The sequence below is a fragment of the Trichocoleus sp. FACHB-40 genome, assembly GCF_014695915.1.
GTDB classification, from domain to species: Bacteria; Cyanobacteriota; Cyanobacteriia; order Cyanobacteriales; family FACHB-T130; genus Funiculus; species Funiculus sociatus.
In genome coordinates this window covers 118,881-133,158 of sequence record NZ_JACJPF010000031.1, presented here as the reverse complement: position 1 = coordinate 133,158, position 14,278 = coordinate 118,881, and the positions used below count along the sequence as shown (strand labels likewise).

The following is a 14,278-nucleotide window of genomic DNA, read 5'->3' as shown; positions in this document are numbered from 1 at the left end:
ATAGTATAAGCACCTTCTCTCTTACATAAGGATTCTCATGCTCTTTTAAAGTCTTTAGTAGCCGTTCCTTTTGTTCTTGAGAAAGATGGTTTTTGGCTGGCATATGTGGCTAAAAATAACTTAGTACTTAATTTTATATTATACAATCAAGCTGCGTAACAGCTTACTTGATGCAGTGGGTGGAGCTTGAGCAAGCGCTTGCTCTGGCAGAGAAACATTTAGTACAGGCTGGGAAACGGCTCCCACTAAGAATAGGGCAATCAGCTTTGAGCTTTTGCGCCGAGATGATAAATTAGCATGAACTGGCTATTACCTCCAGTGATGGCGTGATGCTTTATTGGAATTTCTCCGTTGGGCAGAAGAGATTGGCACAATGTGGGATATACTGGTAAAGCTGACTAATTAACTAAGGGTTAATAGCTATAGCTCTTGGAGAGGTGGCAGAGTGGTTGAATGCGACTGACTCGAAATCAGTTGTGGCGGCAACGTCACCGGAGGTTCAAATCCTCTCCTCTCCGTTGAATTTAGACAATTACTGAGATGGGCTTAATGCCTTGATTCGGTAGGGTGACGCGACCAATTATCCGGCTGTGGGTATATCCCAAGGTTTTGAGTGAGGCGACACAAGCACCAGCGCGTTCATCTGGGATAGCAGCTAAGAGTCCGCCGGAGGTTTGGGGATCAAACAGGAGAGGGTAGTTAAAGCGATCGCGCACTTGTGATAAATTGCTAATTTGGCGGGATGCCCGTAAATTCTGCGGATGCAGAGAACTGAAAATTCCCATTTGCAGCGTTTCTAAAGCACCTTCTAGAACTGGAATGGCTTCTAAATCTAACTCCACCGCTACCTGAGATGCTTGGATCATTTCCAGCAAATGCCCCAACAGTCCAAAGCCTGTAACATCGGTACAGGCAGTAGTTCCATATTTCAATAAACACTTGGCTGCTGCTTGATTTGATAGCAACATTGACGCAACAGCACCATCAATCCAGCGTCCTTTTGCCTTCAGGCGCATATCAGCGGCAAATAGAGTACCAGTTCCTAGTGGTTTGGTTAAAATTAGCACCTGACCTGGCTTCATACCGCCTTTTCGCAGCAGCTGATTAGGATAGGCTAAGCCGTTACAGGATAACCCAAAGACAAGTTCTGCACCTTCGGTTGTGTGTCCGCCTACGAGAGGTGTCTGGGATTGATACAACACTTTAGCGGCACCTGATAATAGTTGATAAAGGGTTTCCTCCTGCTTTTTTTCCCAGGCGTAGGGAATGGTGACAATTGCTAATGCACTCTGGGGAGTAGCACCCATTGCAAAAATATCGCTTAAGCAATGATTGGCGCTAATTTGAGCAAAGATAAACGGATCATTAATTAAGCTGCGGAAATAGTCTAAGGTATGAACCATCACCTGATCCGCTGGGACACGGACTACGGCGGCATCATCTGGTGCATCAAGCCCAATTAGAATATCTTCTCTATTAGCGGATTCAGGTTGTTCTAATTTGATACGATGCAAGACTCTTTCTAGTGTGGTACTGCCGATTTTAGAACCGCAACCCGCACAACGCATTGGGGGATTGGGGATTTTATATTTTGGATTGGGGATTTTGGATTGGGTTACGGCTGACATTTCTGGCAAGTTGTGGAAACGTGCCATAAATTGGCGGTCGATGCGGTCTTTCCAGTGCCATAGTAGGGGAGATTGGCAGCCGAAATTTCCCCAGGAAGCGATCGCGCTCTTATCCCCTGTACCAATTAAACTAAGATATTGTTTCTGCGGCTTGTACGGTTTGAGTGGTTTCCCTAGTAATGTCCGCCGCAGGTTGTTAAATAGTGGCTTCCCCTGACGCACTGCAAATACTCCCGCCTTCGGACGGGGATGATTAACCATCGCCGCAATATCACCAGCAGCAAATACTTGGGGATGAGACACTGATTGTAATGTGTCCCCTACACCAATAAAGCCTTTGGTATCAGTAGCTAGTCCAGATGCTTGTAGCCAAGTGGGTGCAGATGCTTGTGTCACCCAAAAGATGCGATCGCACTCTATCACAAGATTCGATTCGCAGATAACCTTGTGTGGTTCAACCTGGCAGACCTTTTCCGACAAATGCAATTGAATTTCCCGCTGGGTGAGAATTTTTTGGACACGATGACCCACCCACTGGTTATAGTTCGGTAAAAGGTAGGAACAGCTATGGAATAGATGAATTTCTGGGTTTTGTTTAGAAAATTTATCTAGGCGAGAGTGCATTGCTAGTGCCAGTTCCACACCTCCAGCGCCTCCACCAACAATAGCAATTTTTATAGATTTTTCGGGATTTGCCGCAACATCCGTAAGCAGCTGATTCCATGCACTCAAAAACTTTGGTACTGGTTTAGCTGGAATAGCGTATTCAGCGGCTCCCGGAACAGATATTATTGCTGGAGTGCTGCCAATATTGATTGATAACAAGTCAAAGGCAACATCTGGACGGTTAGGACAAATCACTTTATTATTGTCCAGGTCTAGACCAATTACCCGGTCAATATACACCTGCGCTTGGGCAAATTGGGCAAGGCGGCGCAAGTCAATATGACTTTCATCATAATCATAGATGCCTGCCACATGACCGGGAAGCATTCCAGAATAAGGAGTGTGTGATACCTCTGAAATTAGCGTCAGGCGTACTCCCGGTAACGGTTTCATGGCAAACATTTTCAGTGCAATGGCATGGCTATGTCCGCCACCGACTAGCACTAAGTCTTTGAAAATGGGAGATGTTACCTGCATCTAAAAGCTTGTTTTGAACTTTGGGGGCTGAAATTATGGTAGTTGCTTCTACGGGGGAGTGTGTGGAAGTAAAAATGTCCGATGAATAAAGTCGCGATTAAACAAACAAAGCCTGCCTTCGCAGACTAATATTTGTAACAATGGGATGCTTCCGTGTGGAAGCGATCGCTTCTAGGCAATTCAAGCTACACTACCCTCGGTAAACGGCAATTCTCAGGAGTAAAATCATGATTGACCTTTACACCTTCGCCACACCGAATGGGCGCAAGGCTTCTGTCATGTTGGAGGAAGTTGAGCTTCCTTACAACGTCCACAAGATTGATATAACCAAAAATGAGCAATTTACTCCAGAATTTGTAGCAATTAATCCCAATAGCAAGATTCCCGCTATTATTGACCGAGACACGGACATGACAATTTTTGAGTCTGGTGCCATCCTGATTTATCTAGCAGAGAAAACTGGCAAATTTCTGCCCACTGAACCCAAAGGTCGCTTTCAAGTGCTGGAATGGCTAATGTTTCAGATGGCAAGCGTGGGGCCGATGTTTGGTCAATTGAACCACTTTAAAAAGTTTGCCCCAGAAAAGATTCCTTACGCAATTGAACGATATGAAAAAGAAACCTTGAGGCTTTACGGGGTTTTAGATAAACAACTCTCTGAACGTGAATTTATCTGCGATGACTACTCGATTGCGGATATTGCGACATTTCCTTGGGTCGCCATTTATGAATTTCAAGGTTTAACACTAGATAATCATCCAAATCTCAAACGTTGGTTTGAGACAATTCAGCAACGTCCGGCTGTGCAACGTGGAATGAAAGTGCCATAAGGAATGAGAAGTTAAAAACCCAAACAAAGGAATTATCGGCAGCATTCCATTTCTGTATCCCTCACTTAAATGGTGGGACTGTACGAACAAACACCACCTATGCCGACTGTAGAGACGTGAAATTTCGCGTCTCTACATAATAAATTTGAAACTAGCAAAGGCGGGTTTTGCAAGGAATACTCATTATGAAAGTGAATCCGAGAGTAGAAAAAATTATAGCTATGATTGTACAGCGACCAGCTGAGGAACTTGTAGCACCAACGGCGAAATTTGAAGAAAGAATCGATACACTTACAATAATTGGACTAGCTGAAACCCAGTTTCAGTCGCGGGAACAAGAGGAAAATATTGGTAATAAGGAAGCCTAAATCAGCAGAAATATGGCTAGGACGTTTTCCGTTTAGCGATCGCGCTTACACAAAATTTAGCACTACTCTTCTTTTAGCAGCTTATCGTAACAAATGACTGGCAAAATTAAAATTATACTCCGAAAGTTACGTCTAGCCGCGATCGCTGGTTTCATCATCAGCTTAGTGATAGTGAAGCCAGCGATCGCATTCCCTAGACCCTCCTCCGAAATCTCTGTTTATCAACATCGAATAGTTCACAGTTCCGAAGGTATCGGCAAATTTTACATGGGTCGAGAAATAGCAAAAGTGATGGGACACACGGGCGCTATGTGGCTGGAAAGGCCTAGTAGAGAAGCAGAGGAAAAACCTAGCAAAATAATAACTTCTCTGGCTTTAAAACCAACTGATGTTGTAGCAGATATCGGCGCAGGAACTGGTTATTTAAGCTTTCAGATTGCGGCGATGGTTCCAGAGGGAAAAGTGCTGACGGTGGATGTTCTACCGGAAATGTTAGATATTATTAACTTTTTGAAAAAAGAGAATAACATTTCTAATGTTGAGCCAGTTTTAGGCAAAGAAAGCAACCCAAACCTTCCAGACAATAGTGTTAATTTAGCTCTAATGGTGGATGCTTACCACGAGTTTGCTTATCCTAGAGAAATGATGCTGGGAATAGTCAAAGCGCTTCAACCGGATGGACGAGTGGTTTTAGTGGAATATAGAGGTGAAAATCCTTTTGTTCTAATCAAAGGGCTGCACAAAATGACTCAGAAGCAAGTAATAAAAGAAATGTCGGCGGTGGGTTTAGAATGGTTGGAAACTAAAAGTATTTTACCTCAGCAACATATTTTGGTATTTAAAAAGCAGAAAAAATAAGAGGATTTATTCCTTTGCGTATAGAAGGTTTAGAGGAATATGTTCTCATCGATATTGAGCAAATTCCTGTAGAATACTTGTGTTGTAATTTAAAGGTTCGATGGGTACTTTATAGTTATGGGAAAGGCAAGGAAGTAAATTTTGCTAAAGTTAATTTAAAAAGCTCGATCGCATTTATCTATGATGTAATTTCCCTAGAAATCCTCATAGGCTAAAGAAGGCAATATTTCCCGCTGTTCTTGTATAGTAATTCAAGGGTTAGGTGCGATACATCTGTAAGAACATGGCAATGTCATGTCCCTACCAACGTGGACTAAACGTTAGCACTGCGATGTATTCTACCCCACTGAAAAACGCTATATTTTAAACAAAAAGTTATATAAAAATAATTTCCTAAAGCGGAGATTTTAATCACAACAGTGCCATCGTAAAAAATATTAACAACAAGGAAACTCTTATGTGTTCTAAAATACAAAATTTCCCAACAACGGGTTTCCTGGCTCTTTAAGCAAAACTTATGAAACGAAGACAATTTGTTAGCAGCACTGCTATCGGTGCCACCAGTGCGGCGGCGCTTGCTGCCTGTAGCCGGACAGCCACAGGGCCAGGTGTTCAGTCCAACACCCAGCCAAGGATTCGGTGGAGGATGGCGACTAGCTGGCCTAAATCGCTTGACACCATCTTTGGAGGAGCAGATACCGTTTGCAAGCGCGTCAGCGAAATGACCAATGGACGTTTTACGATTACACCCTTTGCAGCCGGTGAAATTGTGCCTGGGCTACAGGTTCTAGACGCTGTGCAAACTGGGACTGTGGAATGCGGTCACACCGCCAGCTATTACTATGTGGGAAAAAATCCCGCCCTTGGCTTTGGGACAACCGTGCCTTTTGGCCTTAATGCCCAACAGCAGAACTCATGGCTATATCATGGCGGCGGACTGGATGCAATGCACAAGCTCTACGCAGATTTTAATGTCATCAACTTTCCCGCGGGCAACACTGGTACCCAGATGGGAGGCTGGTTTAAGCGAGAAATCCAGTCAGTTGCTGACCTGAACGGCTTGAAGATGCGTATCCCTGGATTAGGCGGTGAGGTGATGAACCGCTTAGGTGTGAATGTCCAGGTGCTACCTGGAGGCGAAGTATATCTAGCCCTCGACCGGGGAGCAATTGATGCAGCAGAGTGGGTTGGCCCTTACGATGACGAAAAGCTGGGCTTAAATAAAGCTGCACAGTTCTACTACTACCCCGGCTGGTGGGAACCAGGGGCGACGTTAGAGATGCAAGTTAACAAGTCTCAGTGGGAGAGATTGCCGAAAGACTATCAGCAAGTCTTGAAGACTGCAACTATGGAGGCAAACCTGAATATGCTGGCTCAATATGATGCCTTAAATGGGCAGGCATTAAGAAGGTTAGTTGCAGCTGGCACTAAGCTAACACCCTACAGCAAAGAAATTATGCAAGCAGCCCAGAAAGCATCGTTTGATCTTTACGAGCAAAATGCTGCAAAAAATGCCACATTTAAACAAGTTTATGAACAGTGGAAGGCATTTAGAGAGCAGGTTTATAAGTGGAATCAAGTCAATGAATTGAGCTATGCAAATTTTACTTATCCGCAGTAAAGGCGAGGCAATACTAGCCTTAAAGCTTGAGAGAAGGTAGGAAACTAACAATGCCTGGGAAAGCAATAATCAACACCAGAACTAGCAACTGAAGCAGGATAAATGGCACAGCACCCCGGTAGATATCGGTTGTGGTAACTTCCGGCGGTGCGACACCGCGCAGATAAAACAGGGCAAAACCAAAGGGAGGTGTGAGAAAAGATGTTTGTAGGTTCGCTCCTAAAACAACGCCATACCAAACGAGGTCAATTCCCAATTGCTGAGCCACGGGGACAAATAAAGGGATGACGATAAAGGCGATTTCAAAAAAGTCGATAAAGAAGCCGAGTGCAAATACCACCAGCATACTAACGACTAAAAAGCCAGTTTTGCCACCGGGGAGGTTAGAGAGAACGTCGAACATAAAGCGATCGCCATTTAATCCCCGGAACACCAAACTAAACGCCGTCGAACCAAACAAGATGAAAATTACCATGCTGGTAATTCGCAGCGTGGCATCGCAAACCCCCTGCAATGCCGCCACACTTAGCCTTCGGTTTGCAGCAGCCAGCGCGATCGCTCCCAAGCACCCAACGGCACCCGCTTCCGTCGGTGTGGCAATTCCAAAAAAGATGCTACCCAATACCAACAAAATCAACACCAACGGTAGCACCATAGCCTTCAGCACCCGCAACCCCAGCGCCTTACCACCGATATCCCGCACTGAAAGCGGCAATGCTGGTGCTACCTCTGGCTTGAGAAACGCCACAATTACTACGTGTAAGGCAAAGGCACCCGCCATCATTAAACCCGGAATCACCGAACCAATAAACAAGTCGCCCACCGACACACCCAACTGATCTCCCAGTACCACCAGCACCACGCTGGGGGGAATAATCTGCCCTAAAGTACCAGAAGCAACAATCACGCCAGTAGCGAGTTCTTTGTTGTAGCCGTAGCGCAGCATCACTGGTAGGGAAATCAGGCCCATCGCCACCACAGTTGCCGCCACCACGCCAGTAGTCGCCGCTAATAGCGCCCCCACCAGAACTACAGCCAAAGCGATCCCACCGCGCAGCCGCCCGAACAAAATCCCCATCGTTTCGAGTAATTGCTCGGCAATGCCCGATTTCTCCAGCATTGACCCCATGAAGATGAAGTAAGGAATCGCCAGCAGCGTGTAATTCGCCATAATGCCGAAAATCCGCTGCGGCATCGCCGTCAAGAAAACTGGGTCAAAAACGCCCAGCCCTACTCCCAACAAGGTAAAGAAAATTGCCACACCCCCCAGAGAAAATGCCACGGGGTAGCCAAGCGATAGCAAAACTAAGGCTGCACCAAACATCACTGGGCCTAACCACTCATAATCCAGGGTCATGGTGTTCCTCCTGGGGCGCTAACTGGCCAGTGAAAATTGCATAATTTTTAATTGCCTCGGAAATGCCTTGGAGAATCAGCAGCCCGAAGCTGATGATAATCATGGATTTAATCGGATAACGCGGTAAACCGCCTGGGTCTGGGGAATTTTCCCAAATCTTCCAAGAATTAAGAATCGTATCCCAGGAGAAATAAATCACCATTAGACAAAAGGGAATTAGAAAGAATAACGTCCCGAACAGGTCAGCCAGTGCTTTCCACTTACGATTCCAGCGACTATAAAAAATATCTACGCGGACGTGTTCGTTGTGTTTTAGGGCGTAGGCTGCTCCTAATAAGAAAACTAGGTCAAATATATACCATTGGGTTTCTAGAAAGGCGTTAGAAGTCAGGTTTCGCCCAATCAATCGCCCAATGTAGCGCCCAGCGACGTTCCACACTCCCACCAGTACCATCAGCAGCACTAGCCAGTAGGTTAAGCGTCCGATGCGTTCATTCACAGCGTCGATGATTCTAGATATCCGTAACAGCTGCTGCAATGCGTTTTCTCCCCAACTACATGAGAAATCATCTCATAGGCTTCATTTCACCTCAAGGGTTTTTAAACGCAAAAGTACGCAAAGTTTTAGAAACTTTGCGTTTTTCAACTTATGAAGTAAAAAGTTTATACTTTTGTTTAACTTTTCAAAGCGCAGAATTTCTCGACAAAACGAACAAATATTTCTACACCCATCCCCAAGGCTGTTTCATCAAAGTTAAATCGCGGATGATGGTGCGGATATGCTAAATCTTTGTCTGGATTCGCTGAACCCAAAAAGAAATAGCAACCAGGTACAGCCTGAAGGAAAAAGGACATATCTTCGCCGCCCATTGTTTGGCATTCTGGCACAATTCCTAAAGGGGTTTCTATTACACCTTCTGCCACAGAACGGACTAATTCCGCTATTTTTGCATCATTAATCACGGCTGGGTAATGTCGCTGGTAGTCTAATTTATATGTAGCTCCGTGACTTTGGCAAATTCCGGCAATAACCTGCTCAAGTCGCTGGGGAATTAATTCTCCTAATGCAGGATTAAAATATCTTACAGTTCCGCTGAGATAGGCGGTATCAGCAATTACGTTGACTGCTGTGCCTGCATGAATTTCGCCAACGGTAACGACTGCTGACTCTAGCGGCGAAACATTACGCGCCACAATCGTTTGCAAGGCAGTAACAATATGAGCGGCGACTAAAATTGAATCTACTGTTTGTTGTGGAATGGCTCCGTGTCCGCCTTTACCCTGAATTGTGCAGCGAAAGCTTTCTGTTGCTGCCATCAAGGCACCGTTGCGAACGCCGACTGTACCCAGTGGCAGGTTGTTCCACAAATGAAGCCCTACTATAGCATCAACCTGCGGATTTTGCAAGACTCCAGCTTCAATCATTGGCTTGGCACCTCCCGGACCTTCCTCAGCGGGTTGGAAGATAATCTTTACGGTGCCTGTGAAGTCTTGGCGATGCTGGGAGAGATAGAAGGCAACCGAAAGCGCGATCGCAGTATGTCCATCATGACCGCAAGCGTGCATCACTCCATCATGCTGCGACCGATAAGGCACATCGTTCTGTTCCTGAATTGGCAGCGCGTCCATATCTGCCCGAATCGCCAGCACTTTACCTGGTTTATCCCCATGAATTGTGGCAACAATTCCAGTTTGGGCAATGCCAGTTTGATGCTCAATTCCCCATTCTTGTAATTTTTGGGAAATTAACTCAGCTGTGAGATGTTCTCTAAAGCCTAATTCAGGTTTTTGATGCAGTCGCCGCCGCAATTCTACGATAGTTGGCTGTAATTCTTGAATTTCCCGACGAATGCGAGATATATCAACAGGAAGCGGGCTTAAAGAAGTGGAAACCATGAGTGGATTTTGAATTTTGGATTTTGCGGGGGCGAAGGAGTTTCTGAAGCTCCAATGATTTCGGATTAGTAAATTTTGGATTTTGGACTATCAAAAGCAACCAACAACTGAAAATACAAAATCTAAAATTTAAAATCTAAAATCCTCTCTATATCTAACTGTGACGCAACTTGTGTCAGTTTGGCTAGATCGGTCGCGTCAGCTAAATGGGGGATGATGCCAAAAACTGGTGTATTGGTTAAAGACTGAATCAAGTCTACTGGTGTCAAATCGGCAATTTCTTGGTCTGAACGAGGTTGAGTGCAATTGAGGACAATGCCTTTAAGTTTGACACCAGACTGACGAGCAAGGGCGACATTAGCGACAGCTTGCGCGATCGCGCCCAATCTTACAGGTACTACCAAAACCGTTGGTAAACCCCAATCCCGCGCCAAATCTGCCACAGTGAGTTCATACGTCACAGGCGAACCCAATCCCCCCAGCGCTTCCACCAGCAAAAAATCACGCGATCGCTGTAGATTTTGAAACGCTTGCCAAGCTTTGCCCAAATCAATATTCTTTCCTTCTCGCTCGGCTGCTATGGGAGGTGCTAGAGGTGCTTGGAAATACAGAGAGTTAATTTCATCCAGAGATTGATTCAGGGAAAATAGCTGATTGTAAAGTTCCCTATCTCCAGTTCCCGACTGAATCGGCTTCATTATCCCTAAACTTTTAGCAGAATAATACGTCTGCCAATAAGCCGCCAAAGCCGTTGTCAAAACTGTTTTCCCAGCGTCCGTATCGGTTCCAGTAATTAGTAGTGTGTTCAAAGTAGTTTTCAGTTAGTTGGGATTGGGAATTGGGAATTGGGGGATTGGGAAAAAGTCTTACTTAGTCCGTAGTCACCAGTCCCCAGTCCCTATTACCGCACAGCAATATCCAAAGTAAAAGCAGTATCTTGGGAGGCTATCACATCAATTTGATACTCACCGCTACGAGGTGCCTCAAATTCCCAAGCCAAAACGCCAGAAGCGTCTGGCACGAGGCGACCGCTAGGAAAGCGAAGATCCAAAGTTGCCCCTCCAGGCTGAATATCCACCTTTAGTCTCTGCCCACGCCGAACATTCACCAAATAACGCTTAATCCTTTGCGGACTGGTTCTAGCTGAAACCTGCACTGCTTGCTCGCCTGGTGGGAAGCTAATCGGCTCAACGTCAAATTCGCCACCAGTAGGAGTTTCTGTCGGTGTTGGTGTTGGTGTTGGTGTCGGTGTCGATGTTGGGTTGCTCAGGCTAATCTGCAAGTTGTATTCGCTCGCTTGCAGCCCTTTAATGGGACTCAGGGCAATACTGTAGTTACCTGTATAGGGGAGAGTTCCTCTCCAGCCCAGAACCCGCTTGGCACGCTCATTGAGAGGCGTTTGGTCTGGCCCCAACACCGTCATTAAAACGCCTTCGCCACTCAGGAAGGTATCTAGCTGTTGTCCTTGTTCGCCAGAAATGGTGTAATTAAGCGTTTCGTTCCCTTTGAGATTTCCTTGTTTGGTAATGGTTTGGCCGGTCGATATTTCTAAGCGCTGACTATAAGTAACAGGTTCCTGATTGGGCGTGGGGGTGGGATTGGGTGTTGGCGTAGGCGTGGGTGTCGGGCTAAGTGTCGGTGCTGGGGTATCAGTGAATACGGGGGTTGGTGTTGGTTGCGGCTGTTGCCGATTGAAAGCACTAACTAGCGCCCAAGATCCGAAACCAGCTAGTAAAGCCAGACAAAGTGTAAGGAAACCAATCGCCCACGGGTCTTGTAAAAAAGTCGGGCGATCGCTTACTTCCGGAATTACTGGATCGGGTCGATTTGGACGACCGACGTTGGGATTGGGATCTGGCCGATTTGGCGTGTTGGCGGTGGGATTGACCGGATCTGGCCGCCGTCCGACAGCTACTGTGTTTATCTGCGAGGTAGTCGGCTTTGGAGGCTGTGGAGTTGGGGCTGGTGGTGGGGGAGTTACCGGGACTGGTTGGCTAGGTTGGGGAGGATTGACGGGGGGTGGGGAGATGTAATAAGGCTGGGGCGGAGGCGCAAAGGTAGGATTAGTCAAAGCTTGCAGTGATTGCATGACTTCTCCGGCACCTTGGTAGCGATCGCCTGGTCGATAACTCAACATCCGATCCAGCACTTGTGCCAACCCATCGCTGACATTGACCCACTTGCGCCAATTCCAAACCAGCTGGACATCATCAAATAATTCTCGTGGTTCTTTGCCAGTTAGCAGCACTATACAAGTCACCGCTAAAGCGTAGAGGTCACTTGAGGGATAAGCACGCCCTGACTGCATTTGTTCGCTGGGGGCGTAACCCAACTTACCCACCGTTGTCGCTATTGGCATTGTTACATTCGGTGAGTGAAACCGGGTTGCCAGTTCCTTCACCACGCCAAAATCGATGAGAACGGGCAGGCGATCGCTTTCTCGCAAAATAATATTGTCCGGCGCAATATCCCGGTGAATAATGCCGAATTTGTGAATGTGCGCCAAGACTGGCAACAAATTCCGCAAAAATTGCAATACTTCCGCCTCCGAGAAGGCGCTACCCTGAGTGCGACGCTCATCCAACAGTGTGCGATAAGTCTTCCCCTCTACATAGTCCTGCACCAAGAACAAGCGCTGGTCTTGCTCAAAAGTAGCCCGGAACTGGGGAATCTGGGGGTGCTGAATTTGATAGAGAGTTGTTGCCTCCCGTTGAAACAGTTCCCTTGCCTTATCCAGCAGGTTAGTCGAATCCGAGGGCGGAATCAACTCCTTGAGGGCGCAGCTTTCATTAAAGCGCCCTTGGTCTTCTGCTAGATAAGTTCGGCCAAACCCCCCCTGACCGAGAACGCCGATCAAGCGGTAGCGGTTTTGCAGAATTGTTCCAATGGGAATTGGTGGTTGCATAAACAGTGACTGGGGACTGGGGAGGAAGAAAGTGGGGATAGGGGATTGGGGGCTGGGAAAATAATATTAACAACTTACCAATCTCACCATTGTTAGTTATAATATCAAGCTGAATTCGAGACTAAGCCCTACGATCTATTGTGCCAAATGCTGCCGCTTACGCTTTTTTGTCAGACGCTACTCTCACAGCCATAGGTAGCGATCGCGTAAGGCGCACTCACCGACGCTCGTGTTGTTCAACTTGTTAAATCCAAAGCGTCTTTGCCAATAAACTTTAGCTTAGTTAGACTGAAGTAAATGAAATCAAATTTCAGTCCAATATCAGCATAAATACGTAGACTCTACAATTTTACAATCTACTTGCTGCTTTTTGCTTGTAGGCTATTCTATGTAAATGCTGTGCCATTTCCAGCTTAATTGACCAGATAGACCTCAAACATAACAATAGCAAGTTAATTTTTTTTGTTTACAGATTAACTTTTTAGATATTGTGTGACGATTGATTCACACATTTATACCTTATTTACAAAGAAATCATAGAGCGATTTTGAGTGAGAATGATAAGATTGCGATTGAAGTAGCTCTTGAGGGTCTGCTGTGCTCCGTTCTCCAACTTTAACGCTTCAGCCTACACTGCCACCGATTGCGGACAACAACCGTCTGCGACTGTTTTCCGGCTCTGCTAATGTGCCACTATCTCAGGAAGTTGCTCGCTATCTTGGCATGGACTTGGGACCAATGGTTCGCAAGCGGTTTGCTGATGGAGAGCTTTACATTCAAATTCAGGAATCGATTCGGGGATGTGATGTTTACCTAATTCAGCCAACTTGCCAACCAGTGAACGATCACTTGATGGAGTTGCTGATTATGGTTGATGCTTGTCGTAGAGCATCAGCGCGGCAAATAACCGCAGTAATTCCTTACTATGGCTATGCTAGGGCAGACCGCAAAACAGCGGGGCGCGAGTCAATTACCGCCAAGCTGGTTGCGAACCTGATTACTGAGGCTGGAGCCAGCCGCATTCTGGCAATGGATTTACATTCAGCCCAAATTCAGGGCTATTTTGATATTCCATTTGACCATGTTTACGGCTCACCTGTACTGATAGATTACCTGGCAAATAAGCAACTATCCGATCTGGTTGTAGTTTCACCCGATGTTGGTGGTGTGGCTAGAGCTAGAGCATTTGCCAAAAAGCTAAACGATGCGCCGCTGGCAATTATTGATAAGCGTCGGCAGGCGCATAACGTGGCGGAAGTGATGAATCTGATCGGTGATGTCGAGGGTAAAACAGCCGTCTTGGTAGACGACATGATCGATACTGGCGGCACCATCTCTGAAGGCGCTAGGTTATTACGACAAGAGGGAGCGCGTCAGGTATATGCTTGTGCTACCCATGCAGTTTTTTCGCCTCCAGCAATTGATCGCCTTTCGAGTGGTGTATTTGAGGAAGTGATTGTCACAAATACCATCCCGGTTCCTGAGCGCGATCGCTTTCAACAGTTGACGGTACTTTCAGTAGCCAATGTGATAGGTGAAACTATCTGGCGGATTCACGAAGATAGTTCTGTCAGCAGTATGTTCCGCTAAAAAAGGCGCTCAGACTTTGGTCTGGCGCATAAATAAAGCCTGCCGACTCAGGCTTTATTTTAGGGAGTCCGCCTTGTCTTCC

The 14,278-nt window shown here is 46.3% G+C and carries 12 protein-coding genes and 1 tRNA gene; 7 read left to right on the top strand and 6 right to left on the bottom strand.

The window, feature by feature from the left end; translation table 11 throughout:
- The first annotated feature begins 431 nt into the window (after positions 1-431).
- Positions 432-518: transfer RNA gene (locus H6F63_RS03395), tRNA-Ser, on the top strand.
- 6 nt (positions 519-524) lie between these two features.
- Here the strand turns inward: H6F63_RS03395 and selD are convergent.
- Positions 525-2,771, bottom strand: coding sequence for a selenide, water dikinase SelD (selD, locus tag H6F63_RS03390; RefSeq protein ID WP_190634881.1), 2,247 nt, complete (start codon positions 2,769-2,771; stop codon positions 525-527).
- A 227-nt stretch (positions 2,772-2,998) separates the two neighbouring features.
- Here selD and H6F63_RS03385 point away from each other — a divergent pair, with 227 nt between their 5' ends.
- The 5 genes from H6F63_RS03385 to H6F63_RS03365 all read left to right on the top strand — a co-directional run bounded on the left by H6F63_RS03385 (position 2,999) and on the right by H6F63_RS03365 (position 6,448).
- Positions 2,999-3,601 carry a glutathione binding-like protein gene (locus tag H6F63_RS03385; protein ID WP_190634879.1) on the top strand — a complete coding sequence of 201 codons (603 nt, stop codon included), beginning with the start codon at positions 2,999-3,001 and terminating at the stop codon, positions 3,599-3,601.
- A 185-nt stretch (positions 3,602-3,786) separates the two neighbouring features.
- Positions 3,787-3,969 carry a hypothetical protein gene (locus tag H6F63_RS03380; protein ID WP_190634877.1) on the top strand — a complete coding sequence of 61 codons (183 nt, stop codon included), beginning with the start codon at positions 3,787-3,789 and terminating at the stop codon, positions 3,967-3,969.
- A 93-nt stretch (positions 3,970-4,062) separates the two neighbouring features.
- Complete coding sequence (locus H6F63_RS03375) at positions 4,063-4,827, top strand: methyltransferase domain-containing protein (RefSeq protein WP_190634875.1); 765 nt, start codon at positions 4,063-4,065, stop codon at positions 4,825-4,827.
- 14 nt (positions 4,828-4,841) lie between these two features.
- Complete coding sequence (locus tag H6F63_RS03370) at positions 4,842-5,042, top strand: hypothetical protein (RefSeq protein ID WP_190634873.1); 201 nt, start codon at positions 4,842-4,844, stop codon at positions 5,040-5,042.
- A gap of 302 nt (positions 5,043-5,344) precedes the next feature.
- The gene (locus tag H6F63_RS03365; protein ID WP_190634871.1) at positions 5,345-6,448 is read left to right on the top strand and encodes a TRAP transporter substrate-binding protein; all 1,104 of its coding nucleotides are present in this window, start codon (positions 5,345-5,347) and stop codon (positions 6,446-6,448) included.
- A 19-nt stretch (positions 6,449-6,467) separates the two neighbouring features.
- On the opposite strand, the gene H6F63_RS03360 is transcribed toward H6F63_RS03365, so the two are convergent.
- From H6F63_RS03360 to H6F63_RS30365, 5 genes are all read right to left on the bottom strand, one after another.
- Positions 6,468-7,805, bottom strand: a complete 1,338-nt coding sequence (locus H6F63_RS03360) for a TRAP transporter large permease subunit (RefSeq protein ID WP_190634869.1) — start codon at positions 7,803-7,805, stop codon at positions 6,468-6,470.
- A complete protein-coding gene (locus H6F63_RS03355) occupies positions 7,789-8,343 on the bottom strand; it encodes a TRAP transporter small permease subunit (RefSeq protein WP_190634867.1) in 555 nt (184 codons plus the stop codon). The genes H6F63_RS03360 and H6F63_RS03355 overlap by 17 nt, the downstream gene beginning before the upstream one ends.
- A 137-nt stretch (positions 8,344-8,480) precedes the next feature.
- Positions 8,481-9,701 (bottom strand): M20 family metallopeptidase, encoded by a 1,221-nt coding sequence (locus tag H6F63_RS03350; RefSeq protein WP_190634865.1) that lies wholly within the window; start codon positions 9,699-9,701, stop codon positions 8,481-8,483.
- A gap of 122 nt (positions 9,702-9,823) precedes the next feature.
- Complete coding sequence (bioD, locus tag H6F63_RS03345) at positions 9,824-10,510, bottom strand: dethiobiotin synthase (RefSeq protein ID WP_190634863.1); 687 nt, start codon at positions 10,508-10,510, stop codon at positions 9,824-9,826.
- Positions 10,511-10,602: 92 nt separating this feature from the next.
- On the bottom strand, positions 10,603-12,606 hold the full coding sequence (locus H6F63_RS30365; RefSeq protein WP_190634861.1) for a serine/threonine-protein kinase: 2,004 nt from the start codon (positions 12,604-12,606) through the stop codon (positions 10,603-10,605).
- Positions 12,607-13,203: 597 nt separating this feature from the next.
- On the opposite strand from H6F63_RS30365, the gene H6F63_RS03335 reads away from it, so the two are divergent.
- Positions 13,204-14,196: a ribose-phosphate pyrophosphokinase gene (locus H6F63_RS03335; protein WP_190420886.1), complete on the top strand. Its 993-nt coding sequence runs from the start codon at positions 13,204-13,206 to the stop codon at positions 14,194-14,196.
- Positions 14,197-14,278: the final 82 nt, after the last annotated feature.

Bases quoted from the DNA above. Each gene is read 5' to 3' on its own strand.
- H6F63_RS03350 (WP_190634865.1), bottom strand. From the start codon at position 9,701: ATGGTTTCCACTTCTTTAAGCCCGCTTCCTGTTGATATATCTCGCATT.
- H6F63_RS03365 (WP_190634871.1), top strand. From the start codon at position 5,345: ATGAAACGAAGACAATTTGTTAGCAGCACTGCTATCGGTGCCACCAGT.
- H6F63_RS03385 (WP_190634879.1), top strand. From the start codon at position 2,999: ATGATTGACCTTTACACCTTCGCCACACCGAATGGGCGCAAGGCTTCT.
- H6F63_RS03380 (WP_190634877.1), top strand. From the start codon at position 3,787: ATGAAAGTGAATCCGAGAGTAGAAAAAATTATAGCTATGATTGTACAG.
- H6F63_RS03360 (WP_190634869.1), bottom strand. From the start codon at position 7,805: ATGACCCTGGATTATGAGTGGTTAGGCCCAGTGATGTTTGGTGCAGCC.
- H6F63_RS30365 (WP_190634861.1), bottom strand. From the start codon at position 12,606: ATGCAACCACCAATTCCCATTGGAACAATTCTGCAAAACCGCTACCGC.
- H6F63_RS03375 (WP_190634875.1), top strand. From the start codon at position 4,063: ATGACTGGCAAAATTAAAATTATACTCCGAAAGTTACGTCTAGCCGCG.
- selD (WP_190634881.1), bottom strand. From the start codon at position 2,771: ATGCAGGTAACATCTCCCATTTTCAAAGACTTAGTGCTAGTCGGTGGC.